Below are 23,817 nucleotides of genomic sequence, written 5' to 3'. Positions count from 1 at the left end.
CCTCCTAACCAATCGATACATCTTCATAGATATATTGATAGTATTCTGGTGCTTTTCTTCCTCGACCAAATATTTTGATAGTCTGAGGAATACCAAATTGTCCAATTATCATGATAAAAATAAGACTTAATTTGCCAGCAATATGCAAGTTGTGTGAATTTGAAGATAGTCCTGTTGTCAAACCAGTATTGCCAAAAGCTGAGCATGCTTCAAATGTTGCAAAAATAATTGGATAATTAACATCACCAATTTGTTTAGTTTGAGTCGGAAGAGTTGAATAACTAACAATTGATACAATAAATATCAAGACAATAGATAGAGTAAAAACATTGACTGCTTTAATAAGAGTTTCCTTACCAATTTGTCTCTTAAAGGCGTTAATTCTACTGCGACCAGTCATCATTGTAACTATGCTTAGAAAAATAACTGCTATTGTTGTATTTCGAATACCACCTGCAGTTGAAACTGGTGAAAAGCCGATAAACATAAGGATGCTATGTAATAAAACGGTTGAGTGTGTAAAATTATAGTAATTTACAGTCGAAAAACCAGCAGATCTAGTTGAACTAACTTGAAAGTATATAGCAAATAGTTTGTCGCCCACAGTTCCATATTCCTTTTGATATCAAAAAGTAGTTTCTGATTTAGAACTATATTCCAATATAACACTTATGCTAAAACCTAATACAGTAGTAATTAGATAAGTTATTATTGTAAATTTAGTGAATAAATTAAATCTATGATGCGGTTGGTCTAACTTGACTGATTGAATTTTTTTTCATATATCATAGATCACCGGGAAGCCTATTCCGCCAATCAAAAAGGTTATTATTGTCACTATTTGAAAAGCATAATCATTATAAAAAGGTTGTAAACTCTTATTTCCAAACAAGTCAAATCCCGCATTATTTATTGAGCTAATCGCATGAAAAATTCCATACTTTAATGATTGAAGAAAGTTATTATATGGTATCTCATTAGCCTTCAAAACGACTTTATTATTAAACAATAAAGGGCTAGTTTCTTTTAACTCTTGTGTTATAAAATTTGAATTTGGTCTCAAATATAAAAGCATTGTAAAGATAAATGAAGCAACAGCAGTTGTAATAATTAAGAACGAAATTGCTATCTTAATCATCTTTCTTGTTTCACTAACAGTTATAGAACCTCTTTCTGTTTGAGAAACCATATTGCTAAAGATGTTAGATCTCAAACCCAATATAGATTGAAAAATGTAAATCTTAAATGTAAATATTCCAATTCCACCAACAACCATACTTAAGGCAATCAAAAACTGGCCAAAGGTATTAAATGTATCGGATGTGACTAATGGCGTTAGCCCGGTGTCGCTAAATGCTGATGAAGATACGAAAAGTGCATCTATATATTTAACTGGTTCCTTTATATCGGCCTTATGGGATATGTTTCAGAATAACAAAAGTGACATAAGAATAGTAAATAAGATATATATTATAAAAATATATCTTACCACCCCAAGCTTACGTAAAAATCTTAGGAAAATATTAGTTTTTTTAGGTATATGATGCTTTTTTATCATTGCTATATTATATAGCAAAAGGTAAAAAAATATATTTTTGGTGAAATTGACTAAAAAAATTTAAATGTTAAAATTTAAAAAGGCAACTTAAATTTAAAAGAAAAATTTAATAATTTATATCTGAAGACAACTAGATTGAATAGTTCAATCATTTGCTAGGGTTATCTTTTTGAAATTACTTTACTTTATTTAAATATAAAAGTCTTAAAATTTATTAGTATATGATTTTGTAATCATCAAAATAGTTTAGGAGAAAATATGAAACTTTTTAAAAAGGCAAGGGAAATTTGCATAATCGGCATTGGCCGTTTTGGACAAGCGGTTGTAAGAAAACTTCTTTTAGATAGAACAAACAATATTCGATTAGTACTAATTGACCAAGATGAAAAACACCTTCTACCATTTAAAGATGAAGTTGAAAACATTTACGTCGCTGATTGTGCTGATAAAAAAACTCTTGAATCAATTAATGTTAAGGAATTTGATGTCGTTATCGTTGCGACATCAGACAACATTGAAATTGTTGCAGCGCTAGCAGAAATAGGTGTGCAAACAGTAATTGCAAGAGCATCAAATTCTCGTCATTCACGTGTTTTAAAACAAATTGGTGTCAAGTGAATTGTTTCTCCAGAAGAAGAAGCAGGAACAAAAACAGCTATCCTAGTTTCGGATAATGCTTTGACAAATTTTTCGGAATGTATTACTGAAATTCAAGATGGATTTGTTAGCTCAAAAGTCGGGATTAAAAATCATGAAATAATTGGCAAGAAAATTAGAGAAACAGAATTTAGAAGCAAATACTCCGTATCAGTTTCATTAATTCAAAGAGGCGAAAGTTGATTTCTTCCTAGCGGCGACTTTGAAATAGAAAATGGTGACCTAATTACGTTTATTGGTAAACTTGAAGATATTATAAGAGTGACGGAATTTTGTACCAAATCAAAATAATCTAAATAAAATAAGGAGAAAATATAAAAATATGTCAGAAATTAATTTTGAATTAATTAACAAGTTTGAAGAAAATTATGAAAATAATATGAATAACAAAATTATTGAATCAGCCATTTTTAAAAATGGATTAAAACAAAGCTCAATAAACAATGACGCAATAAAAAAACATAATTTTGTTTTTTCTCATGAAACAAAAGTAGGGAACATTACTAATCAAAAAGCATCAGGAAGATGTTGAATTTTTGCTGGCTTAAACTCTATTAGAACTAAACTAATGGAAGAATTTAATGTTGAATCATTAGAACTTTCACAAAACTATATTCATTTCTTTGATAAATTAGAAAAGGCAAATTTCTACTTAAATTGAATTGAAAATGAAGGACTAAAATTAGAGAATGAAGATCGCCTATTTAGATATTTTAATACTAACCCAGTTTCAGATGGTGGCTATTGAGATTTCTTTACAAATCTTATTAAGAAATATGGAATTGTAACAAAAGATGCAATGAATGAATCATTTAGTTCTGAAGCCACGAGTGAAATGGTAGAACAAATTAATTGAAGATTAAAGGCTTATACTGCTAAGATGAGACAAACATTTTTGCAAAGAAATGATTTAAATAAAGTTTCTTTACTAAAAGAAAAAGCACTAGAAGATGTTTATAACATTTTAGTAAAATCATTAGGTAAACCACCAAAGGAATTCAAATTCGAATATATGAATAAGGATAAAAAATATGTATCATTAGATAAAATGACACCAGTTGAGTTTTATCAAAAATACCTAAGCAAACATATTGAAACAAAAATCACTCTTGTATCTGATCCGAGAAATAAGTTTCCACATAATTCTGTCATCCAAGCCCCTCTATGCAATAATATGGTTGGCGGTACTCCCTTAACAATGATTAATATTGATATCGAGATAATGAAAAGAGTTATGATTAATCAAATTAAAGCAGGGGACCCAGTATGATTTGGATGCGATGTTTCTACATTTGGAAATAGAGAGGGCATCCTAGATTCCGAACTTTACAATTTTGATCTAACACTAACAAAAACGCCAGACTTCTCAAAAGCTGAAAAATTCGAATCAAGAGCTTCAGTAATTGCTCATGCAATGAATATGGTAGGAGTAAACCTAGATTCCCAAGGAAAAGCAATTAATTGAAAGGTAGAAAATAGTTGAGGAAGCGATCGAGGATCAAAAGGTTTTTGATCAATGAGCGACCAATGATTTACTGATTATAATTACATGGCTATTGTTGATAAAAAATATTTAGATAAAGAAATAATTGAATCATTTAATAAACCTATTTTTACGATTTCTCCATTTGATCCACTATGTGATGAATAACTTAATAGCAAAATACCAGTTTAATAGCTTGGTATTTTTTTCCTTTTGTAATCATAATATTTATTAATTAAATTATAATTAATAATTATTTATTAAGGAGTTTTATGATTTCAATTGATATGGCTAAAATTAATAGGTTTATAAATATATCCACCAACGCCATTAAAAAAATTTTACACCCAATTGAAATTGAAGAATATTTAAAAATCAGCGACTCTAAAAAACCAATATTTTTAGCAACCAGATGAGCATTAAAAGAGTGCATATTCAAAATTGACAATTCAATATTTAGTTTTAAAAACATACTAATCAAAAAAACGAATGCTGGAAGATATACATATGCCAATTACCAATTATCTACAACTAGTGAAGATGGTTATGTTGTTGCTGTTGCATTTAAATCCTAAAAAATAAAACAAGGAGAAAAAACTTATGACACTAAAAACAAGAAAATTTCTTAAATTTATTCCTTTACTACACAACTTTGTGAGACTTTTGGCAAAAGCAAAAAGAAATAGAGTAATGCCAGATTATTATAAAGACGTGGAAAAACAACATTTTATCCACAAATATAGTTCAAATATTTTGCGACACCTGAATGTCGAGGTTGAAGTTGAAGGATTTGAAAATATTCCAAGTGGACCTTGTTTCTTAACGCCTAATCATTCAACTTATCTAGATCCTTTAATTATTGCTTCAGCTTTATGAAACCATGGTAATGGCGAAAGAAAATCAAAACCAATGACATTTGTTGCTAGAGAGGAAGCTAAACAAAAGAAATCAATTTACAAAATTAGTCAACTAATTAGCACCTTTTACATAAATACACAAAAGCCAAAGGAAGCGTTAGCAATTCTAAGAGATTTTGGGCAATATGTTAAAAAACACCAAACTTGTGGTGTTATTTTCCCTGAAGGCACTAGAACAAGAGATGGCAAGATAGCTCATTTTAATAGTGGTGTATTTCTAACAGCTCAATCAACCTACATTCCCCTTGTACCAGTAACAATAAATAATGCAGCTAATGCTCTTGATAATAAAAGACAAGGAAAGCTTGTTGTTAAGGTAATTTTTCACCCTTCAATAAAACCTCAGCAATTTCAAACACTAGATAAAAAAGATTTTGCTAACTGAGTTAAAAATATTGTTTCAAGCAAATATCAAGATCAAAATATCTCATCAGATGAAACCATAAAAAATACTTTTACAAAAAGAAAATAGAGAATAATCAATATTATGAACCATACAAACACACCAAAATCAGGTAAGTTATCTTCAGAAGATGACAAAAAAATAAACACAAGTACCGAAAGCGATAAACATATTTTTAAACTTTCTAATTTTGATGGTCCACTTGACCTTTTAGTAACACTAATAAGAGAAAAGAATATTAGTATTTTTGAGGTAGATTTAATTGAATTGACTGCTCAATATTTGGAAATTATTAAACACATAGAAAGTTATGAAATTGATCTTGCATCAGAATATTTAGTTATGGCTGCAACACTAGTTCAATTAAAAGCAAGGATGTTATTACAAGACCCAGAAGCAGAAGAGGAAATCAAACAAGAAAAGAAAAGATTGCTTGAACAAATTGCGGAATATGAAAAGTTTAAGGAAATTTCCTCAATATTAAAAAAACAAGAAGAACAAAGACAAAACTTGTTTTCAAAAGAACCAGAAGAAACCGAGGGATTTGTTAAAGAAGTTGATTCAACAATTCTTGATGGACATTCTAATAGCTCGAAGTTAGTTATAACATTAAGAAAAATGTTTGAACGAACATATTCGGAATTAATTAGAAATATTACTATATCAACAGTTGCTGTAAATCCTGAGGATCAAAAAAAGAGAATAATCAGTCTTTTTGTTAATAAAAATGAGGTTATGTTTAATGAGATTTTTAATGTACCAACAATAGGCCATTTTGTCATAACAATGTTGGCCGTTTTGGATCTTGCAAGACAACAAATTGTTATTTTAGAACAAGATGTTGATGAAGGTATTATCAAATTTAAAAAAGGAATAGAATATGAAGAATAAAATAATTGAAGCACTACTATTCGTTCAAGGAAGTGAAGGATTAAGTTCGGAACAAGTGAAAGATATTTTTAAATTAAACACCATCCAAGAAGGCAGAAAAATATTAAGAGATTTCAAGACTTTTTTTAATAACCAAGATCATGGTATTAAGGTTTATGAATTCAATGATGTTTATAAATTTCTTACAGTTGAGGCTGTAAAGGAATATATATCTGAACTAGTTACAATTGTCAAGAAACAAAGACTTTCAAATGCAGCTATTGAAGTAGCTGGAATTGTTGCATATAAACAACCAGTAACTCGTTCAATGATTTCAAACATTAGAGGTGTTGTTAGTGACGGAATTGTTGCAAGTTTATTAGAAAAAGGAATTATTGAGGAGGTAGGTGTAGCTCAAACCCCAGGTAATCCCATCATTTATGGAATAACTAACAAATTTTATGATTATTTTAAAATTAAAACACTAGCTGAACTTCCTCCTTTTCCTGAATTTAGCCGCTACTCGAATATCGAAGAAGAAATGGCTGATGAAAATTTTGACTTATTTGATTCTCAAAGAGTCGACGCATCTAATAATGAATTATTTGTAGAGGAAACATATAATGAATAAATTTAGAGCAAAAAAAGATGATGTGGATCGTATTCTTTATAAATACATATTAAAAGTATGTGACAATGTCCCGAAATCACGAATTGAAAAAATTTTCCGTGAAAAAGACATAAAAGTAAATGGAGTTAAAACTAACGATAAGCAATATAAATTACAGTTAGACGATGAAATTATTGTTTATGGAATTTCTGAAATTCAAAAACCAAAAAAGAGAAATACTGCAAATATTAATTTTAAAGTTATATATGAGGATAAAAATATTTTAATTGTTGATAAAGCAATAAACATCGCAATGCATTCAGAAGAAAATTGCCTAGATGACCAAGTTCATAAATATCTAAATTTTAAAAAAACTTCTTCTTTTGTACCGGCTTCAATCGGCCGAATTGATAAAAAAACTAGTGGCTTAGTGGTATATGCAAAGAACTATAAAACCTTAGTAGTTTTTGATGAGTATCAAAAATATTTTGAAAAAATTTATCAATTTGTTGCAGACTTTAACGAAGAAAAGCTTGACATAACTGTACGCCTTGAAAAAGATATTAAAAATGAAAAAATGCGAGTAAATCCAGATTTTGGAATAAAAGCTAGAACCATCTTCTTCAAGGAAGGAAACCGTAGTTACGCTCAAATTGTTACAGGAAAAAAGCACCAAATCAGGGCTACTCTTGAATATCTAAAATCTCCAATTTTGGGAGATACTAAATATGGCGGAAAAAAAGCAAAAAGATTATATTTGCATTCATATTCAATAAAATTTCAAAATTTACCTGATGAATTTAATGAATATAATAATCAAATTTTTATATCTCAACCGCGTTGATAAAAAGGACCAAAAATGAACGATGAAGAACTAAAAACAATAGCAAATAATTTATTACTAGACCCATCTGATGAAGTTATTAATATGGCCAAAAAATTATTAGACTCAATTAACCAATCGCTAACTGATCTTGACGAAATAAATCTAGCCAATATAAAACCGTTATCGCATATCAACGAATCTAAAATTTCTTTTAATGATTTAAGAGACGACGAAATATGCGATTGCACTAAAATCGACAAAGAAAAACTTCTTAAAAACGCATATAATAGCAATGAAGATCTAGTTATTATGAAAAGAGTTGTTCATGAAGAATAAAAATATTCAAAATATAATTGATAAATTATTACAAGATGATAATAATGCTATATCCTACATTTTCAAAGATGCTAAATTAAATGATAGTAGTCTTCCACTATCCAATACAATATACACAATAAAAGATAACTATGCTGACATAAATGTTGAATGTAAAGCCTCAAGCTTGTTTTTGCGCAATTTCAGACCTGGATATAAAGCTAGTGTTATTAAATTGCTCGAAGAAAATGGGTCAACATGTGTTGCTAGAACAAATCTTGATGAATTCGGTCTCGGGGGATCGGGGGAATATTCTGCCTTTGGTTTAATAAAGAATCCTTTAAATAAAGAATATCTAGTTGGTGGATCATCGTCAGGTGCTGCTGCCACTTTTAGTAAAGATATCGACTTTGCAATTGGTTCAGATACCGGAGACTCTGTACGAAAACCTGCTTCAAATATCGGTGAGATTGGATTTAAACCATCATATGGAGCAATTAGCAGATATGGACTTTTTGCATTTGCCTCTTCATTAGATACTGTGGCTTATTTTACACACAACATTAAGGACCTAATAAAATTATCATCAATATTGTACAAGCAAGATCTAAAAAATGATTTAACTTCAATTGATCTTAGCTTTAAATATGATGAGATTAAGGAAGAAAAGCCAAAATCTATTGCCTATTTAGATTGTTTTGATAAACTTAATCCAGAAATTGCTAAATCATACAAAAACTTTCTTAATGTGATGGAAAAAGATGGAATTAAACTAATTAAAATTAAAGAAAATATAAAGCTTCTTAACTCAATAGATGTAGTTTACAAAATAATTGCCTTTTCAGAAGCATCTTCAAATCTCGCCAATCTTACTGGTGTTTCCTTCGGATTAAGAGAAGAAGGCAAGGATTGGATTGATACATTCAAAAAAACCAGATCAAAATATCTGGGCAAAATGGTTCAATCACGTCTAATTCTAGGATCTTTTTTTCTCAAAGCCAATAATCAAATTAGATACTTTGTAAAAGCCAAAAAGATGCGAAGAGTCTTGGTTGAATATTTTGAAAATATTCATAACACAGCTGATGTTTTTGTTTATCCTGCCTCTAATGATGTTGCTCCCAATATTAAAAATGGGTCAAAATATAAATCATATTTAGATTTTATTTTAACTTATGCAAATCTAGTTGGGAATCCATCATTAACAATGAAACTTGGTATTGATTTAAAAAACCATTTACCATTCAATATTGCTTTTGATACAAAAAGAAATAATGACAAAAAGTTATTTAGCCAAGCATTATATTTTGAAAAAAAACTAGGAGAAATAAATGGATAAAAATTGAGAATTAGTTATTGGTATTGAAATACATATTGAACTTAATACAAAAACTAAAATGTTTTCATCACAACCTAATCTTTATACATCCAACCCTAATATTTATGTATCGCACATTGATTTAGCATATCCTGGTTCATTACCGATCGTAAATAAACAAGCCATCATTAAGGCAATAAAATTAGCAAAAGCTTTAAATATGGAAATCGACCATAATATTCGTTTTGATAGAAAAAACTATTTTTATCCAGATTTAACAAAAGGCTACCAAATTACACAACAATTTAATCCAATTGGCAAAAATGGAAAAATAAAAATTAAAGTCAATAATGAATGAAAAGATATTGAAATTGAGAGAATTCACCTAGAGGAAGATACAGCTAAATCTCTTCATGAAGGCAATCAAACTTTACTAAACTACAATCGTTCAGGTGTTCCGTTAATCGAGATTGTCTCTAATCCAGTTCTTCATAGTGCTAAGGAAGCGGTTGCATATGTTGATGCAATAAGAAAAATTGCGCTAGCTCTTGACATTTCCGATGCCAAAATGAATGAAGGTAGCTTAAGAGTTGATTTAAATATTTCTGTTAGAAAAAAAGGAACTAATGACCTAAACACAAGAGTTGAAGTAAAAAATTTAAACTCAATTTCTAATATTGAAAAAGCAATAGAATATGAATATAATTGGCAAACATCATGTTATGAAAGCGGCCAAACTTTCTCGCAACAAACAAAAAGATTTGATGAATCTAAACTAAAAACTATAACAATGCGTTCAAAATCTGACTCAATTGATTATAAATATTTTCCAGACCCCAATATCCCTTGTATCGAACTAAAACCAGAATTTGTTGATAGTATTACAATTGAAGAACTACCATATGAAAGAGAAATGCGTTATCTAAAATATGGGTTAAATAATGTTCAAATTATGCAATTAATTGAAAATATGGAATATGCAAGTTTCATTGATATGCTCAACACAACAGATTTTAAGAAGAGCGTGAATATTTTCTTTGCTGAAATCGTTTCATTTCTAAATCAGAATAATTTGTCATTATCAAAGTTAAAACTAAATATTGATGTTATGTCAAAAATCATTCAATATACAATAGATGAAAAAATACAAAAGACCAGCATAAAAACCATCCTAAGTATTCTAATTAATCAAAACGAAAACAATGATATTGATGAAATAATTAAACAAAATAACCTTTTCATTGAACACAAGGAAATTTCATTAACAGATATTATTAAAGAAATTTTAAATGAATTCCCAACTTTAAACAAAGAATTTGAAATAAATTTCAACAGAGCTTCAAAATTTATGCTTGGCCAAGTAATGAAAAAAACTGCTGGGAAAGCAAATGCAATTGAGCTAAGCCAAATAATTAAGGATCTTTATGAAAAAAAGGAATAAAAACTTACTCCAGACCGGTTGAAATAATGATAAAAACCAAGAAAAAAAACTAAATAATAATGCTAATTCTATTTCGGCAAAACAAGTAATAAAAAATAAAAATAAACAAAACTTTTTTGAAAAGGCTTTAAAGGCGATTATATACGGGATTCTCTTTGTTGCTATTCCAAATTACTTGCGAAGTTCGAAAGTAAAAGGAAAAGAAATAGTTAGATCGACATATGCTAAAATAAACTCAAATGAATTTGCCTTTGTTCCAACAGGATACGCAATGTACCTTTTTCTTTCATTTATACCGACTCTAGGTTTAGTTATAGGAATTATTGGAGCAATAAATTCTCAGTTAGAGATTGTTATCAAAGTCACGATTCTAGGCCAGCTAATTCCCGGTATTGAAAACGTTATTCCGGCATTTTCAGAAATTTGAAGTAGCCCAGGCGGAATTGCTGCATTTATTTTTCTTACCATATCTATATTGTGAATATCATCAAAGGGCTATAGCAAATTTATTTGATCATTTGATGCTCTATACGAACAAAAAACTTCATCCTCAATGTGGAGAACACGAATCAAGGGATTTATAACAAGCATAATTATCACAGTATTACTCGTAGTTTTTTTATTAGTTACATCAGCTTTTCTTAACTTTATATTAAAGAATGTATTTAGTATTAATGTTGATCACACAACAACACTTAAAATGTTACCCTGAGAATTTCAACTTATTTTTTGAATTCCAACAGTTTTATTTTTACCAATAATAACATATGTAGCATTTTTATTTTTCTTTAAATTTGCACCTAACTTTAAACTAAAATTTTCACATGTAAATCCCGGCGCACTAATAGTAACAGTGCCAACTACCCTATACATTTTAATTTTTGGATCTCTAACCTCAGTATTTGATTATAAGAAATTTGGTGTTGTCGCATCATTTATGTATATCATTTTATTACTAAGTGTTATGTCATATTTTATCTACACTGGCGTAATAGTTAATTCTAGCTTTTATAAAACTTTTATTAATTTACCCATTCTCGAGAAAAATAAGTGATTTTCAAGAAAATATTAGCAAAGCATAACCACACTTTATAAGTAGTTTCAGAATATAATAATATAATTATTATTAAAAAGATAGCGAAGGAAAAGCATGAATTCAAAGTTACCAGGCGGCTTGAGTCATTATATTAGATGGCTAAGATCACAAACAAATATTTCATTCAAAAAATGAAACCCAAAGAGAATTGCCTTTGTGGGTGTTTTAATTGCTATCTCTGTTGTTTTCTTTCTAATTTCAGTAAGAATTTTACCAATTAGCGCCCTACCATCATTTAAATTTGGTTTTATAGGCCTACCAATAAAAATTACAGGTTTTATTTTCGGACCGTTTGTCGGAATGATCACAGGAGTATTGGCAGATTTCATTTCATTTGCTCTAGTTCCTACATATTATAGTTTCTTATATACTATTGCAGTGGCTATTGCTGGATTTATTCCAGGAATAGCATCATATTACTTTTTTAACATAAATGAACTTTTCTTTTCGAGAAACTACCGAATATATAAATATAAACAAATTGTAGAATTTTTTAAAATTCAGTTTGCTGAAGCACTAGCAAAAGGAAATTCTGAAGATTTACAATATTTTTCAGAAAAAATTGCATTCTATGAAGTTAAAATCATTATTTTAGAGAACAAGCCAAGACCTACGGCAATGATGAATTTCTCATTTATTTCTACTTTAGTGCTATTATCCTTGCAAATTTTAATCATTGTAACTATATTTTCTAAACTTGACAATTCAATATTCGAACACAATCGTTTTGTTAAAAATAAAACATTTTATATTCTACTAACGACATCTGGTTTTATTGGAATGATTTTATTTGTTGTTATATATCGCCTTTTTGTGAGAAAAAAATACCAAACGTTCCTTGAAGTTATGGCTATTATTTCATTTAGTGCTCTACTAGAACTGGCAAACACCGTGTTACTCGCATGAGCCGATACTCAAACATTAAAAACTGATTTTTGAGTTAATTTTACTGGTCAAACATTAACGGGTCCTGTTAAGATTTTCTTTAATCTAGCTGTCATACTTGCAACATATAGAGTTGTTGCATCGCTAGTTAAAACAAAGGAAGGTGACAGATTCTAATGAATAAGAAAAAAATTACTGGTTTTAGAGTTCAAGAACTAAAAAAAATAAATAAGATCAAAAAAAACAATTATTACTCATTCGAATATCTTATTAATGATTTAAATTTTAAGCTTTCTAAAAGCAGTATTTTAGGCATTATTGCTGATAATATTCAATCTAAAAAAAACATTTTCAATCTCTTGATAGATAGAGATAATAAAATCAAAGATTTTCAAGGATTTATCGAATTTAAACAAGATGATGAAAATTTCTATATGATAGATTCGAACCAAAATTTCCGTGATAATCTTGCATATGGCTTTGAAAGCGATGAGCTATTTGAAACAAAATCAGAAGAAACTGTTTTTGCTTATCTGAAAAACTATATAAAAGAAAATAAAGTTACTAGCTCATTTAATAATATCTTTAAAAATAGTTGAAAAGATGTCTACCAAGATTCGAGATACCATTTTAGATTAGAATATTCTAAAACAAATTACCAACTTCAATACTCATTAGAACCATTAGTAAATGAATTAAAATTAATACTCTCAAAAAATAATGCGCAAAATCTTAATAAATTAAATCAAAATGACCAAATTTTACTAATGCAAAATCTCTCAGGCATTATTCATAATATCGCAAAAAATATACAAAATCATGAGCAATCCTTCTTTACATATATAGAGCAAACAATAAAGAACTATGTTTCTGGAAAGTCGTTAATGCAATATAATGAATATAAAGAAGCCAAAACTAATTATCTTGAAATATGTTCCAAAAAAGACATAAACTCAAATCATGGTTTTAAAAGTAAATTACTAACTAAGATAAAAAAAATAATAGACAAATTAAAAGAAAAAAAACAAGTTAAAAAGGAAAATAATAAATATTTTTCTAGATTAAGAAAAAGCTTCAGCAGTGAAATTCTTTTAAATAAATTTCATTTAAAAACAAATCTTAAAATTGATTCTTTTAATCACTATTATGGTAGATATTATATTAATAAAATAATACAGCGTTTTTTAACAAAACATTTCTTTCTAATTTCGCTTCTAAATCGCACTTCCCTACTTTCGTTTATTGATGATTTATATGATTTGAGAAAAAATATAATCAATGAAATTAGTTTATTAGGAACTTACTGAACTAGAACACAATTAAAAAAGCAAATAAAATTAATTGCTAATTCAATGATAACCAACAATTTTAGTTCATTTATCGAAAGATTTAAATCGCTAAAAAATAAAAAAAATCACTCCCCAAGCTTATTACTTGTAGACAAAGAAGACAATAATGAGAAAACTAGTGATTATATTGATATTTCAACAATTAAGGAATACGAGTATAAGTTTGAAGAAAAACAAGCAGAATTTCATTGAAATGTTGAAAATATCGGTAAAAGTATTAGGGATGAAACAAAAAATTACAATTCGAAATTAGCAAATGTTTTTCAAAATAATATAGAAAATGCTAAAAAAATATTTAAAAATATAAAAGAATTATTAACCAACCTCCACTCATTAAATAAAATTGAATTTGAAGAAGATTTTAATCAAGAATTAACCTTTTTGAACCCTTTTTTAAGAGCATTTTTTAATCTAAAAGAATTAAACTTCTTACTTAATAATCTTTTTAATCAGTTTCTAATCTATAAAAGAATTTTTGAAACAAGCGACGCTGAAGAAGCGATGAAAAGAATTATTTTTAAATCCAATATTTATAGAATCCTTTTAAATGCAAACCTTTCGTTGGACAAACTTACAATGAAATTGTCTTATCTTTCTAAGGATGAAAAAATTGCTCTTGAGCTAAGCAAAATTTTAATCAACAATCCAAGCTTAATTGTAATCGGAAACAACATTGATAAAATTGATGCTAAAAACCAAATCGAAGTACTTAATAAAATAAATGAATACATTCTTGAAAATGAAGCCATCGGGATTTACTTATTAAGTGATATAAAAACGGCCAGTAAGTTAACAACAGATTTGCAAATAATGATAAACTCGCGAATTATTGAGAGAGGTAAAACAAACATTGTTGTAGACAACCCGATAAATCCAGTTGTTAAAAAAATGTTAGACAAAAAAGATGATTACCTATTATCTAACTATGAAGAATTTATTGATAATATTGATGAAATTGAAAATATTTTTGAATATGAAATTGAACCAGATCATTATATAAGTTGCAAGTGAAATCAATTATCTAAATGAATAAACAAAGATAACACTCAGAATAAAAAAATAAGAGATATTTTTTCATTTGATCGCTCATTAAATAAGAATGAAAAAGCTATTAAGGATAAAAGAAATTACGATGAGGAGAAAATTATTGATTTCAGTATACAAAACATTGCTACAAATTTAGGAGATAACATGGATAAGAATTTTAATCACAAACTCGTTGAACAAGGACGCCATCAAAAGTGAATAGATATGAAAACCTTTTCAACACATGATATCAAAAAACCTCCTTTTACAATAATTTTACCGCCTCCAAATGTAACTGGAAAGCTTCATATCGGGCACGCCTTAGATACATATATTCAAGATACAATTATTAGATATAAAAAAATAAAGGGATTTGATGTTATGTGAGTGGCTGGCAAAGACCATGCAGGCATCGCAACACAAGCCGTTGTTGAAAAAAGATTATCAGAGAGCGGAAGAAATAAATATCAACTAGGACGAGAAAAATTTATTAAAGAGATTTGAAAATGAAAAGATGAATATTCGCAAAACATTAATGACCAATGAGCAAAACTTGGATTAGCGCTTGATTATAATAGCGAACGATTTACTCTTGATAAGGATGCGTCAGAAGCGGTTGCAAAAGTCTTTATTGATATGTATAATAAAGGATTGATTTATCGTGATACAAAAGCGATTTTGTGGGATCCAAAGCTAAAAACCGCATTATCTAATATTGAGGTAATACCCACTGAAACTAATCAAAAAATGTATTACATTAAATATCCATTTAAAAATGATAAGAATAATTACTTGCTTGTAGCTACTACCCGTGTTGAAACAATGTTTTCCGATGTTGCAATTGCCTTAAATCCAAATGATGAACGTTTTAATTCACTAAAAAATAAAACAGTAATTCATCCATTAACCAAAAAAGAAATTCCAATTATTAGTTCAGAAAATATTGATCCCAATTTTGGGACAGGGGCGATGAAAGTTTCAGCTCATGCTATTGATGACATTGAAATTATCAAAAACTATGGTCTTAGCATCAACGAGTGTATTAACGATAATGGTTTAATGAACTCATTAGCGAAGGAGTTCCAAGGTTTAGACCGTTTCGAAGCAAGAATAAAAATTGCGCAATATCTTGAAACAAAAGGTTTTATTTACAAGACAGAAAATATTATTTCAAATATTGGTTATAGTGAAAGAACCAAAGAACCAATCGAAATATTAGTAAAACCACAATGATTTGTGAAAATGAATTCACTTTCAGAACAACTTCTAAAAAACCTAGATTCCATGGAAGGTGTAAAAATAATACCTAAACGATTTAAGGATAATCTAGTCAAATGAATGGAAAATGTTTATGATTGAACAATTAGCAGACAAATTTGGTGAGGTCATAGAATTCCGGTATGATACAAAGGCAACGAAATTAAAGTACAAACTGAAAAACCTGGTAATGAATGAATTCAAGATAGCGATGTTTTAGACACTTGATTTAGCTCAGCATTAGCGCCTTTTGTATTTTTGGGCTGACCACAATCATCAGAAAAATTAAAAAGATACTTTCCTACAAGTTTATTAGTAACGGGATATGATATTATCTTCTTTTGAGTATCAAGAATGTATTTTCAAAGCCTAGAATTTATGGACAAGATACCATTTAAAGAGGTTTTATTACATGGGTTAGTAAGGGATTCACACGGACGCAAAATGTCTAAATCACTTGGCAATGGTATTGACCCAATTAAGGTTATTGACGAATATGGATCAGATGTTTTGAGAATGTCTTTAATATTTAATTGCACACCTGGACTAGATATTAATTTTGGAGATGAAAAAATTCAAAGCGCAAGGTTATTTATCAATAAAATTTGAAACATTGGTCGCCTAATAAAAAATATTCCTATTAATATTAAAAGCGAGTTGCAATATGAAAAATTAGACAATTTCGATAAATGAATATTACTAGAATTTTTAAAAATGACATCTAAAATTGATGAAGCAATGAAAAACTATGAATTCACCGTTGTTTATAAACATATTCAAGAATTTATGATCAATAAATTTTCATCATGATATTTAGAGTTTTTAAAATTCAAAAAAAATGATTATTTTATTCATTATTTATTTAGAGAAATCTTAATAATGCTTCAACCATATATGCCTTTTGTTACAGATTATTTGTTTCAAGAAATATACAACGAGGAGCTTTGGGATAATGCACTTGCCAACTACACAATTGAAGATACATTTAATTCAAATGAAATAAACAACCTAATCGAACTAATCACTACGTTTAGAAAATATCGTGAAGAAAAACAAATATCTAAAAACATTACATTAAACTACTTTATTGAAAACTTCGATATTTCTGAAAATCAACAACTAATAATCTTTAAATTGTCAAATTTTGTTATCGGCGAAAATAATGACTTGTCTATCCAAACCTCCTTTGCCAAGGTTTTCATTAAACAAAGCAAGGAAGACAAGGAAAATGAAATTATTGAACTTAAAAAGTTAATTGAAAAAACGAAAAAAGAAATAGAATTTAATAAAACTTTTATTAATAACCCAAACTTTATGAAAAATGCTAGTGAGGATAAAATTAAAGAAAAACAAGAAAAACTAGCACTACACCAAAGAAATTTAGAAGTATATGAAGAAGAATTAACCAAGAAAGATAACTCATAATAACATTAAAAAACGCACCTGGTTTGTGCGTTTTTTCTTACTGAAATAGGGCTCTAATTAATAATTTTTATTTTTTTAAAAAATGCTCTTCTTATTGAATTAAGTTGAAACTCATCAATAATATTTGCTGCGTCAAGGGTTAGCTCAACATTCGCTATATCTAATAAATTTAATTTAATACCTTCTAATTCAAAATTAGTAACTAATTTAGCAATATGTTGATCTCTGAATGCAATAGATTTATAATCAATGAATTTTTGTGCAAGCCTAGAAGATGATAAATTTTCTAGATTTTCATAAATATTATCAAGGGTTTGATATTGATCAAGAAGTTTTATAGCTGACTTAGACCCGACACCCTTAACACCAAAAAAGTTATCGCTTGAATCACCGACTATGGCCTTATAATCAACTACTTGATTAGGGTTAATGCCATAAATTGATTTAAAATTTTTTGGCGTTAAAATAACAATTCCTTCTTTTGTTTTTTTAATTATTGAAGTATATTCATTAATTAATTGATTAAGATCCTGATCAGCTGAAAAAATTATCTTTTCAATCAAGGGATATTCAAAACATACCTTGGCAATTAAATCATCTGCTTCAACCCCTGCTTTTTCTATATTTACAATATTTAAAGATGTAAGTAATTTTCTTATTATAGTCATTTGATTATAAAATTCATTCGGCATTTTTGCTCGGCCTTCCTTATAATGCTCATATAAATTATGACGAAAAGTTTTTCCCACTGCATCAAATGCTATAAAAAGGTGTGATGGTGAATATTCTTCAATAAGATTAAACAATGTTCTAAAAAATAATAATATTGTACTTGTTGAAACGCCTTCTGCGTTTGTTAAATAAGTATTATTCTTATTTATTGCAAAATAAGAACGATACGTTAAATAAGTACCATCAATAATTAATATTTTTTGTTTCATTATTTAATTACCTCGTAATTTCTTAAAATAATTTTATTATCTAATTTTCTTATAAATTTAATTTTTACAAGCCTGCGTTTAAGTTTGGATAGCTCAGGATCAACTCTAAACATAAAAGCAACCACTTTAAAACTTGAATCTTGAAAATCAATTCTTTGATATTGTCTACCATTTTTATCATTTCCAACTATTACATTAACACATTGAACAATCATTACATACTCATTATTAGGTCTTGTATCTATTAATCTATTGCCGTCAATCTCGTAGTTTTGTGTTGTTGAATAATTGTATATTTGGCCAAGCAATTCAATTTCATTTTTTTCAACTATTTGAGTTTCATCTTCATAAACATTTTGTGGTTCACAATTAATGATTTTATCAACAATATCAACCGTATTTTTAAATAAATTTTGTTGTACAAAAACACTAGAATTCGAAGATGAATCAATCTCTTCAAGCATTGTTTTTTGACTTAATTTAAAATTTCGCAATGCATTAGCCTTAATCAATGTCTCTAATGTCGATTTACCAAATGTTTTAATTTTAAACAAGCTAAAATAACAATGTAAGAAATTTTTATATTGGCCATTTACTTTGCGATCATTAATAATTATCCTTATTATCTCGGGACCAATGCCTTTGATTAAACCTAATGGTAAAATTATTTTATTACCAGAAATTATTGCCTTATTTGTTGAAAGATTTATTTCTGGACTAACAATTTGAATGCCCATGGTTTTTGCTTCATTTGCATATTTTGAAATCGTCGCTTGGGCTCCATTTGAACTTGTAATGCATGAACTATAGAACTCTAATGGAAAATTCGCCTTTAAATAAGCCATTTTGAATGTTAGCATTGAATAAGCGACAGCATGCGATTTATTAAATCCATAATCAGCGAACTTTTCAATATTACTAAAAATTTTATTAGCCACTTCTAAACTATATCCATTTTTAGTTGCTTGTCCAATAAATGAATCCTTAATATCATTCATTTCATCAGCTTTCTTTTTTGAAATAATTTTTCTAAACAAATCAGCCTCTTCGAAAGTCATATTTGCTACTTTCTGAACTATTTGCATAATTTGTTCTTGGTAAATTATAATTCCATATGTATCTTTAACAATTTCATCATATTCCAACGAGATGCTTGGTATTGGTTCTATACCTGCTTTTCTCTTTGCATAGCTTGATACATAAGCCATTGGTCCTGGCCTATTCAATGATATAATAGCACTAATATCCTCAAACGTGCTTACCTTAATTTGCTTTAAGGCCTTAATCATTATAGGACTTTCCACTTGAAAAATACCGGAAGTATTTCCTTGCGAAAGAAGATCAAATGTTTTTTGATCATTATAATCAATAATGTCTCAATCGATATCCTTTTTTGTTTTCTTTTTAACTTCATCTTCAATTTGCTTAATTGTCGATAGGGTTCTAAGGCCTAAAATATCCATCTTTATTAAACCAAAATAGTCAAGGTATTCCATGCTGAACTGCGTTTGTTGAAAATTATCAATATTTTTAAAAGTCGGCACAAGCTCCATTATTGGCCTTGATGATATTACAATTCCAGCGGCATGTGTTCCTGTTTGACGATAGAAACCAGAAATTCGAGACGTTTGGTTGATAACGTTCTTAGCAAAAGAATTATCTGTTGGCTTAATTTGCTGCAAAGCACTAATAAATGCCGTATTTTTATTTGCTTCTTCAAATAAACTTCTGTCATCAGACGAAATTAATTTTGAAACTTGATTTATTTTATCGGAAGATACATCTTTATAAGTTCTCAAAACATCTCTAATCGCAGATTTTTTACCTAGAACAGAAAAAGTTACAATATTAGCAACACATTCATACCCATATTTTTGTACAAGATAATTAATAATTTCATGTCTCTGGTCATCTTGAACATCAACATCAATATCAGGCATTGAAATTCTTTTAGGATTAAGAAATCTCTCAAAAATAAGATTGTATTTTATTGGATCAATTTCTGTAATTCCAAGAATATATGAAACCAACGAACCAGCTGCAGAACCTCTTCCGGGGCCAATTGAAATCCCTTTTTTTCTAGCCCAATTAATTCAATCTTGAATAATTAAAAAATAATCCTCAAATCTTAATTGTGAAATAATTTGAAATTCTTTTAATAGTCTATCCTTATAAGCTTGGTTTTCAAAAAGTGCCTTGATTTTATTATTATTTTTAATTTTTTCTCATATTAAAAATTTTAGATAACCTTTTGAATCAAGGTTTTGTTCGTTTTTGAAAAAGGGCAAATTATATTTATTTTTTTGATGTTCAAAATATATTGACTCAACAAATGCATTAGTTCTATTTACTAATTTATTCATCAAGCCATCTCCATCATCAACATCAAAAAACAAAGTACCATCAAACAATATGTTATTTGTCTTATTATTCATTTTATTCAGTAATTCTATAATCATAAAATCCTGAAAATCGACTGTGTTAAAATTATTTACAACCAAAATATTCTGAAAATAAGAACAAAATTCTTTATTTTTTTCAATATCTATGATTGTGAATCCTATATAATAATTCGATTTGTTTATAACATTTTTAGTTAATTTAAAGTAGCTTAAAATAGGGTTTTCTATAATAACAATATCATCTTCAAAATTAAGAATATCATTAAGATAAATTATTTCATTATTTAATAATTGATAAGATAGCTTTTTAAGGATCTCAAAACCTTTTTGATGCTTAGCAAACAAGATAAATTGGTATCATTGGTCATCAATCATTAGTTTTACATCAAGCCCGAAATTAGCCTTAATGTTATTTTCCATGCATTTTTTATTAGCTTCAGCTAAGCTAAAAAAATGATTCTTTTCTGTAAAGGCAAGATAATTTATACCACTATTAAGAGCTTGTTTTATTGCTTCATCAACAGTTATTGTACTTTCTAAAAAAGAAAACGTCGTATTAAGATGTAGGTTATTTAATTTCATAGTTTAATTATAAAATAATATTAAGTTTAATTTTAAATTAGAGACGTTGAAAGGATATAAAAAAATATTAAATAAAAATTCTATAATAATGATTTTTAAATAAAAATAATAGAATTCAACTTAAATCAAAAAGATATTTTTATAAGTAATCAAAACTAGCCATTTTTAACCCAAAAACAGTTATTTTTTTAAACATTTTCATGTAGAAAACTGAATTTTTTTTATAAATTTTTCTTAAATTTAGATGATAAAGGCTATTAACGATGTCTATAAATTACACTAAAAATACTTAGCCCCAAAAAAACTAATAAAAATGAGACAAAACATTCTCTTAGTCCCATAAAATAATTTTGCTATCAAGTAAAAATGCGTTTTAACATAAATTAATTTTATGCAAAAACAAATATATAAACAAGAGGGGGATAAAAATGGATCAAATTAAATTTTTGGTTGATAATTCAGCTGATATTTCTTCAAAAGATTTAATTAATTTAAGAACCTTCTATTCTCCTATTATTGGAAGTCTGGGTGTTGCTTTTTATCAACATTTATATGATTTATATAATATAAATAGACTAAAGAAATATGATTTAGCCAAAACTTCAGAATTTCTAGTTATGTCGATAAACCAAATAAAAGATGCTAAAAATAAATTAGAGGGTTTAGGTCTAATTAAAACCCTACAGGACAAAGATGGCACTTTATTATTTAAATTAATAAAACCACTATGTGCCAATGGAATTGTAAAAAATTCCCTTATCGCTAATTTGTTAAAAAATAAATTAGGTGAAGTTTTATATAATAATTTAATTAAGAATAATGCATTTTATTATTATGATGAAACAGAATTTAATAATGTTTCAAAAAACTTTTTTGAGGTCTTTTCTAGTGAAAAAATTTCTTTGCAGCAGGAAGATTGCTTTGATTTTAAAATTATTAATGAACACGAATTAATTGAAGATCTCACTTCAGAAGAATATATTAGTTACCACACAAGAAAAGAACTCAGTCCATCGCAAATTTTGATGCTAAAAAAAATAAAGTCATTAAATTTTAAGGATAATGCTATTAACAATATAATAAAATATTCAATTTCTATAAATAATGCCATTATATGCAATTACATCCTAAAAATAGCCAATGACTTTGCAAGAAGAAACTTATATGATGCATATTTAATCGATAATGAATTATGTCAAGCTTCTCTAAATAGAAATAATAGCTATTCTTTATTTAGTAAAAAATATAATAATATTAATGATGATTTAAATGATGTACTAACATGAGATGACTAAAAGGAATAAATAATGGAGAAAAAGATTTTTGATTCAATATTATCACCTAATGAAAAAATAAATATTGATGAATTAAGGAATGAAGTTCTTTCAAAGGATTTTATTCAAACAGAAATTAAAAGATTAAACCTTAATGAAAAACAAATAAAAAAGGGTATGGGTATCTTACAAAGATATCATGATTCAGTTATCAAAAATCATAAAAAGCCTGACTATAAGCTGTTTGTTGATATTTATGGTTTTTTGGCTGAAGATTATAGTAATGATAAGGAGATAATAAGAAGCCAACAACTAGAAAAATTCTGATTAACATCAATCACAGAGTTAGATCCAATATTTAAGAAATATTTTCAAAAAAATAACAATTCGTCTGATGTTGTTGCTTTAAAAAAAACAACAAAAATTTTTATAGACTCATTACCTAAAACTATTGCTAGTGAAGATATTAGAGCTAAATTTAGAACAATGATCACCGGAAAAGGCGTTTTTGATTTTAACATTTGATTATGAGGAACCAATTTTACAATAAGCAATGATATTATTAAATATATAGCTCTAATGAATGTAATTAGCCAAGGCAAGACAGTAGCCTTTTTAAATGCTAATGAACTATATAATTTTCTATCATCAAATAAAGAAGAAAAACAATCAATATGTTATTATTTGAATAATGTTGATGTATTATTCATTGCAAATCTTAGTTTAGGTTTGAAATCCCAATGATTTTTTGACTTGTTAATTAACATATTTGAAACGCGTATACAAAAAAAATCACCAATTATTATTTCTTCAACAAAGGATCTTTTGAGTAAAAACACAAAATTACTAACTACATACTATTATTCAAAAGATAATGAAAATGATTTAGAAGAAGTTTTTAAGACAATGGTGGCTAATTTCTTTAAAAAAATTGTAATTTCATAAAAAATCGTTAAATCGTAACAAAAATGAGCCACCTAACATATATAATAGGTGGTTTTATTATTCATGAAATAGAAAACAAAAATTAGATATTATAACTACATATTCCAATTTAACAAATAAGCAATTATCCTTGAAAGCAAAATGTCAATATCAATCAAAAAAAGATTAAAACAAAAATTAAAAAATGCTAAATTATGCAAAAAAGAAGTTAACTTAGCACATGGCAACCAACGAGGC

18 protein-coding genes are annotated in these 23,817 nt (G+C 27.6%); 15 read left to right on the top strand and 3 right to left on the bottom strand.

Annotated features, from left to right (window positions below; translation table 4 throughout):
• Positions 1–4: 4 nt before the first annotated feature.
• On the bottom strand, positions 5–1,447 hold the full coding sequence (locus ACWXVO_RS02420) for a potassium transporter TrkG (RefSeq protein WP_438340405.1): 1,443 nt from the start codon (positions 1,445–1,447) through the stop codon (positions 5–7).
• Positions 1,448–1,816: 369 nt separating this feature from the next.
• On the opposite strand from ACWXVO_RS02420, the gene ACWXVO_RS02415 reads away from it, so the two are divergent.
• The 13 genes from ACWXVO_RS02415 to ACWXVO_RS02355 all read left to right on the top strand — a co-directional run bounded on the left by ACWXVO_RS02415 (position 1,817) and on the right by ACWXVO_RS02355 (position 17,436).
• A complete protein-coding gene (locus tag ACWXVO_RS02415) occupies positions 1,817–2,506 on the top strand; it encodes a potassium channel family protein (RefSeq protein WP_444704838.1) in 690 nt (229 codons plus the stop codon).
• A 31-nt stretch (positions 2,507–2,537) separates the two neighbouring features.
• On the top strand, positions 2,538–3,866 hold the full coding sequence (locus tag ACWXVO_RS02410; RefSeq protein ID WP_456002377.1) for a C1 family peptidase: 1,329 nt from the start codon (positions 2,538–2,540) through the stop codon (positions 3,864–3,866).
• Positions 3,867–3,970: 104 nt separating this feature from the next.
• The gene (locus ACWXVO_RS02405) at positions 3,971–4,273 is read left to right on the top strand and encodes a 4'-phosphopantetheinyl transferase superfamily protein (protein ID WP_438340408.1); all 303 of its coding nucleotides are present in this window, start codon (positions 3,971–3,973) and stop codon (positions 4,271–4,273) included.
• A gap of 25 nt (positions 4,274–4,298) precedes the next feature.
• Complete coding sequence (locus ACWXVO_RS02400) at positions 4,299–5,087, top strand: lysophospholipid acyltransferase family protein (RefSeq protein ID WP_456002374.1); 789 nt, start codon at positions 4,299–4,301, stop codon at positions 5,085–5,087.
• 15 nt (positions 5,088–5,102) lie between these two features.
• Complete coding sequence (locus ACWXVO_RS02395) at positions 5,103–5,909, top strand: segregation/condensation protein A (RefSeq protein WP_456002371.1); 807 nt, start codon at positions 5,103–5,105, stop codon at positions 5,907–5,909.
• Positions 5,899–6,519 carry an SMC-Scp complex subunit ScpB gene (gene scpB / locus ACWXVO_RS02390; RefSeq protein ID WP_438340411.1) on the top strand — a complete coding sequence of 207 codons (621 nt, stop codon included), beginning with the start codon at positions 5,899–5,901 and terminating at the stop codon, positions 6,517–6,519. Before ACWXVO_RS02395 ends, scpB begins: the two co-directional genes overlap by 11 nt.
• Positions 6,512–7,345 carry a pseudouridine synthase family protein gene (locus ACWXVO_RS02385; protein ID WP_456002368.1) on the top strand — a complete coding sequence of 278 codons (834 nt, stop codon included), beginning with the start codon at positions 6,512–6,514 and terminating at the stop codon, positions 7,343–7,345. The genes scpB and ACWXVO_RS02385 overlap by 8 nt, the downstream gene beginning before the upstream one ends.
• A gap of 12 nt (positions 7,346–7,357) precedes the next feature.
• Complete coding sequence (locus tag ACWXVO_RS02380; protein ID WP_444704842.1) at positions 7,358–7,660, top strand: Asp-tRNA(Asn)/Glu-tRNA(Gln) amidotransferase subunit GatC; 303 nt, start codon at positions 7,358–7,360, stop codon at positions 7,658–7,660.
• Positions 7,650–8,978 carry an amidase family protein gene (locus tag ACWXVO_RS02375; RefSeq protein ID WP_455966106.1) on the top strand — a complete coding sequence of 443 codons (1,329 nt, stop codon included), beginning with the start codon at positions 7,650–7,652 and terminating at the stop codon, positions 8,976–8,978. Before ACWXVO_RS02380 ends, ACWXVO_RS02375 begins: the two co-directional genes overlap by 11 nt.
• Entirely contained in the window at positions 8,971–10,398 is a 1,428-nt protein-coding gene (gatB, locus tag ACWXVO_RS02370) for an Asp-tRNA(Asn)/Glu-tRNA(Gln) amidotransferase subunit GatB (protein ID WP_456002365.1), read from the top strand. Before ACWXVO_RS02375 ends, gatB begins: the two co-directional genes overlap by 8 nt.
• Positions 10,382–11,470, top strand: a complete 1,089-nt coding sequence (locus ACWXVO_RS02365; protein ID WP_438340416.1) for a YhjD/YihY/BrkB family envelope integrity protein — start codon at positions 10,382–10,384, stop codon at positions 11,468–11,470. Before gatB ends, ACWXVO_RS02365 begins: the two co-directional genes overlap by 17 nt.
• 78 nt (positions 11,471–11,548) lie before the next feature.
• Positions 11,549–12,556 (top strand): hypothetical protein, encoded by a 1,008-nt coding sequence (locus ACWXVO_RS02360; RefSeq protein WP_438340417.1) that lies wholly within the window; start codon positions 11,549–11,551, stop codon positions 12,554–12,556.
• Positions 12,556–17,436: a valine--tRNA ligase gene (locus ACWXVO_RS02355; protein ID WP_456002362.1), complete on the top strand. Its 4,881-nt coding sequence runs from the start codon at positions 12,556–12,558 to the stop codon at positions 17,434–17,436. Before ACWXVO_RS02360 ends, ACWXVO_RS02355 begins: the two co-directional genes overlap by 1 nt.
• Positions 17,437–17,489: 53 nt before the next feature.
• Here the strand turns inward: ACWXVO_RS02355 and ACWXVO_RS02350 are convergent, their stop codons facing one another.
• A complete protein-coding gene (locus ACWXVO_RS02350; RefSeq protein WP_456002359.1) occupies positions 17,490–18,377 on the bottom strand; it encodes a 5'-3' exonuclease in 888 nt (295 codons plus the stop codon).
• A complete protein-coding gene (gene dnaE / locus ACWXVO_RS02345; RefSeq protein WP_456002356.1) occupies positions 18,377–21,361 on the bottom strand; it encodes a DNA polymerase III subunit alpha in 2,985 nt (994 codons plus the stop codon). Before dnaE ends, ACWXVO_RS02350 begins: the two co-directional genes overlap by 1 nt.
• Before the next feature lie 428 nt (positions 21,362–21,789).
• Between dnaE and ACWXVO_RS02340 the strand changes: the two genes are divergently transcribed.
• On the top strand, positions 21,790–22,656 hold the full coding sequence (locus ACWXVO_RS02340; protein ID WP_438340421.1) for a hypothetical protein: 867 nt from the start codon (positions 21,790–21,792) through the stop codon (positions 22,654–22,656).
• A gap of 12 nt (positions 22,657–22,668) precedes the next feature.
• Positions 22,669–23,580: a hypothetical protein gene (locus ACWXVO_RS02335; protein ID WP_444704849.1), complete on the top strand. Its 912-nt coding sequence runs from the start codon at positions 22,669–22,671 to the stop codon at positions 23,578–23,580.
• Positions 23,581–23,817 lie beyond the last annotated feature (237 nt).

The organism is Mycoplasma sp. 1890 (genome assembly GCF_053851615.1).
Note: the sequence above shows the minus strand (reverse complement) of the source record. Positions and strands in the feature narration are given on the sequence as shown.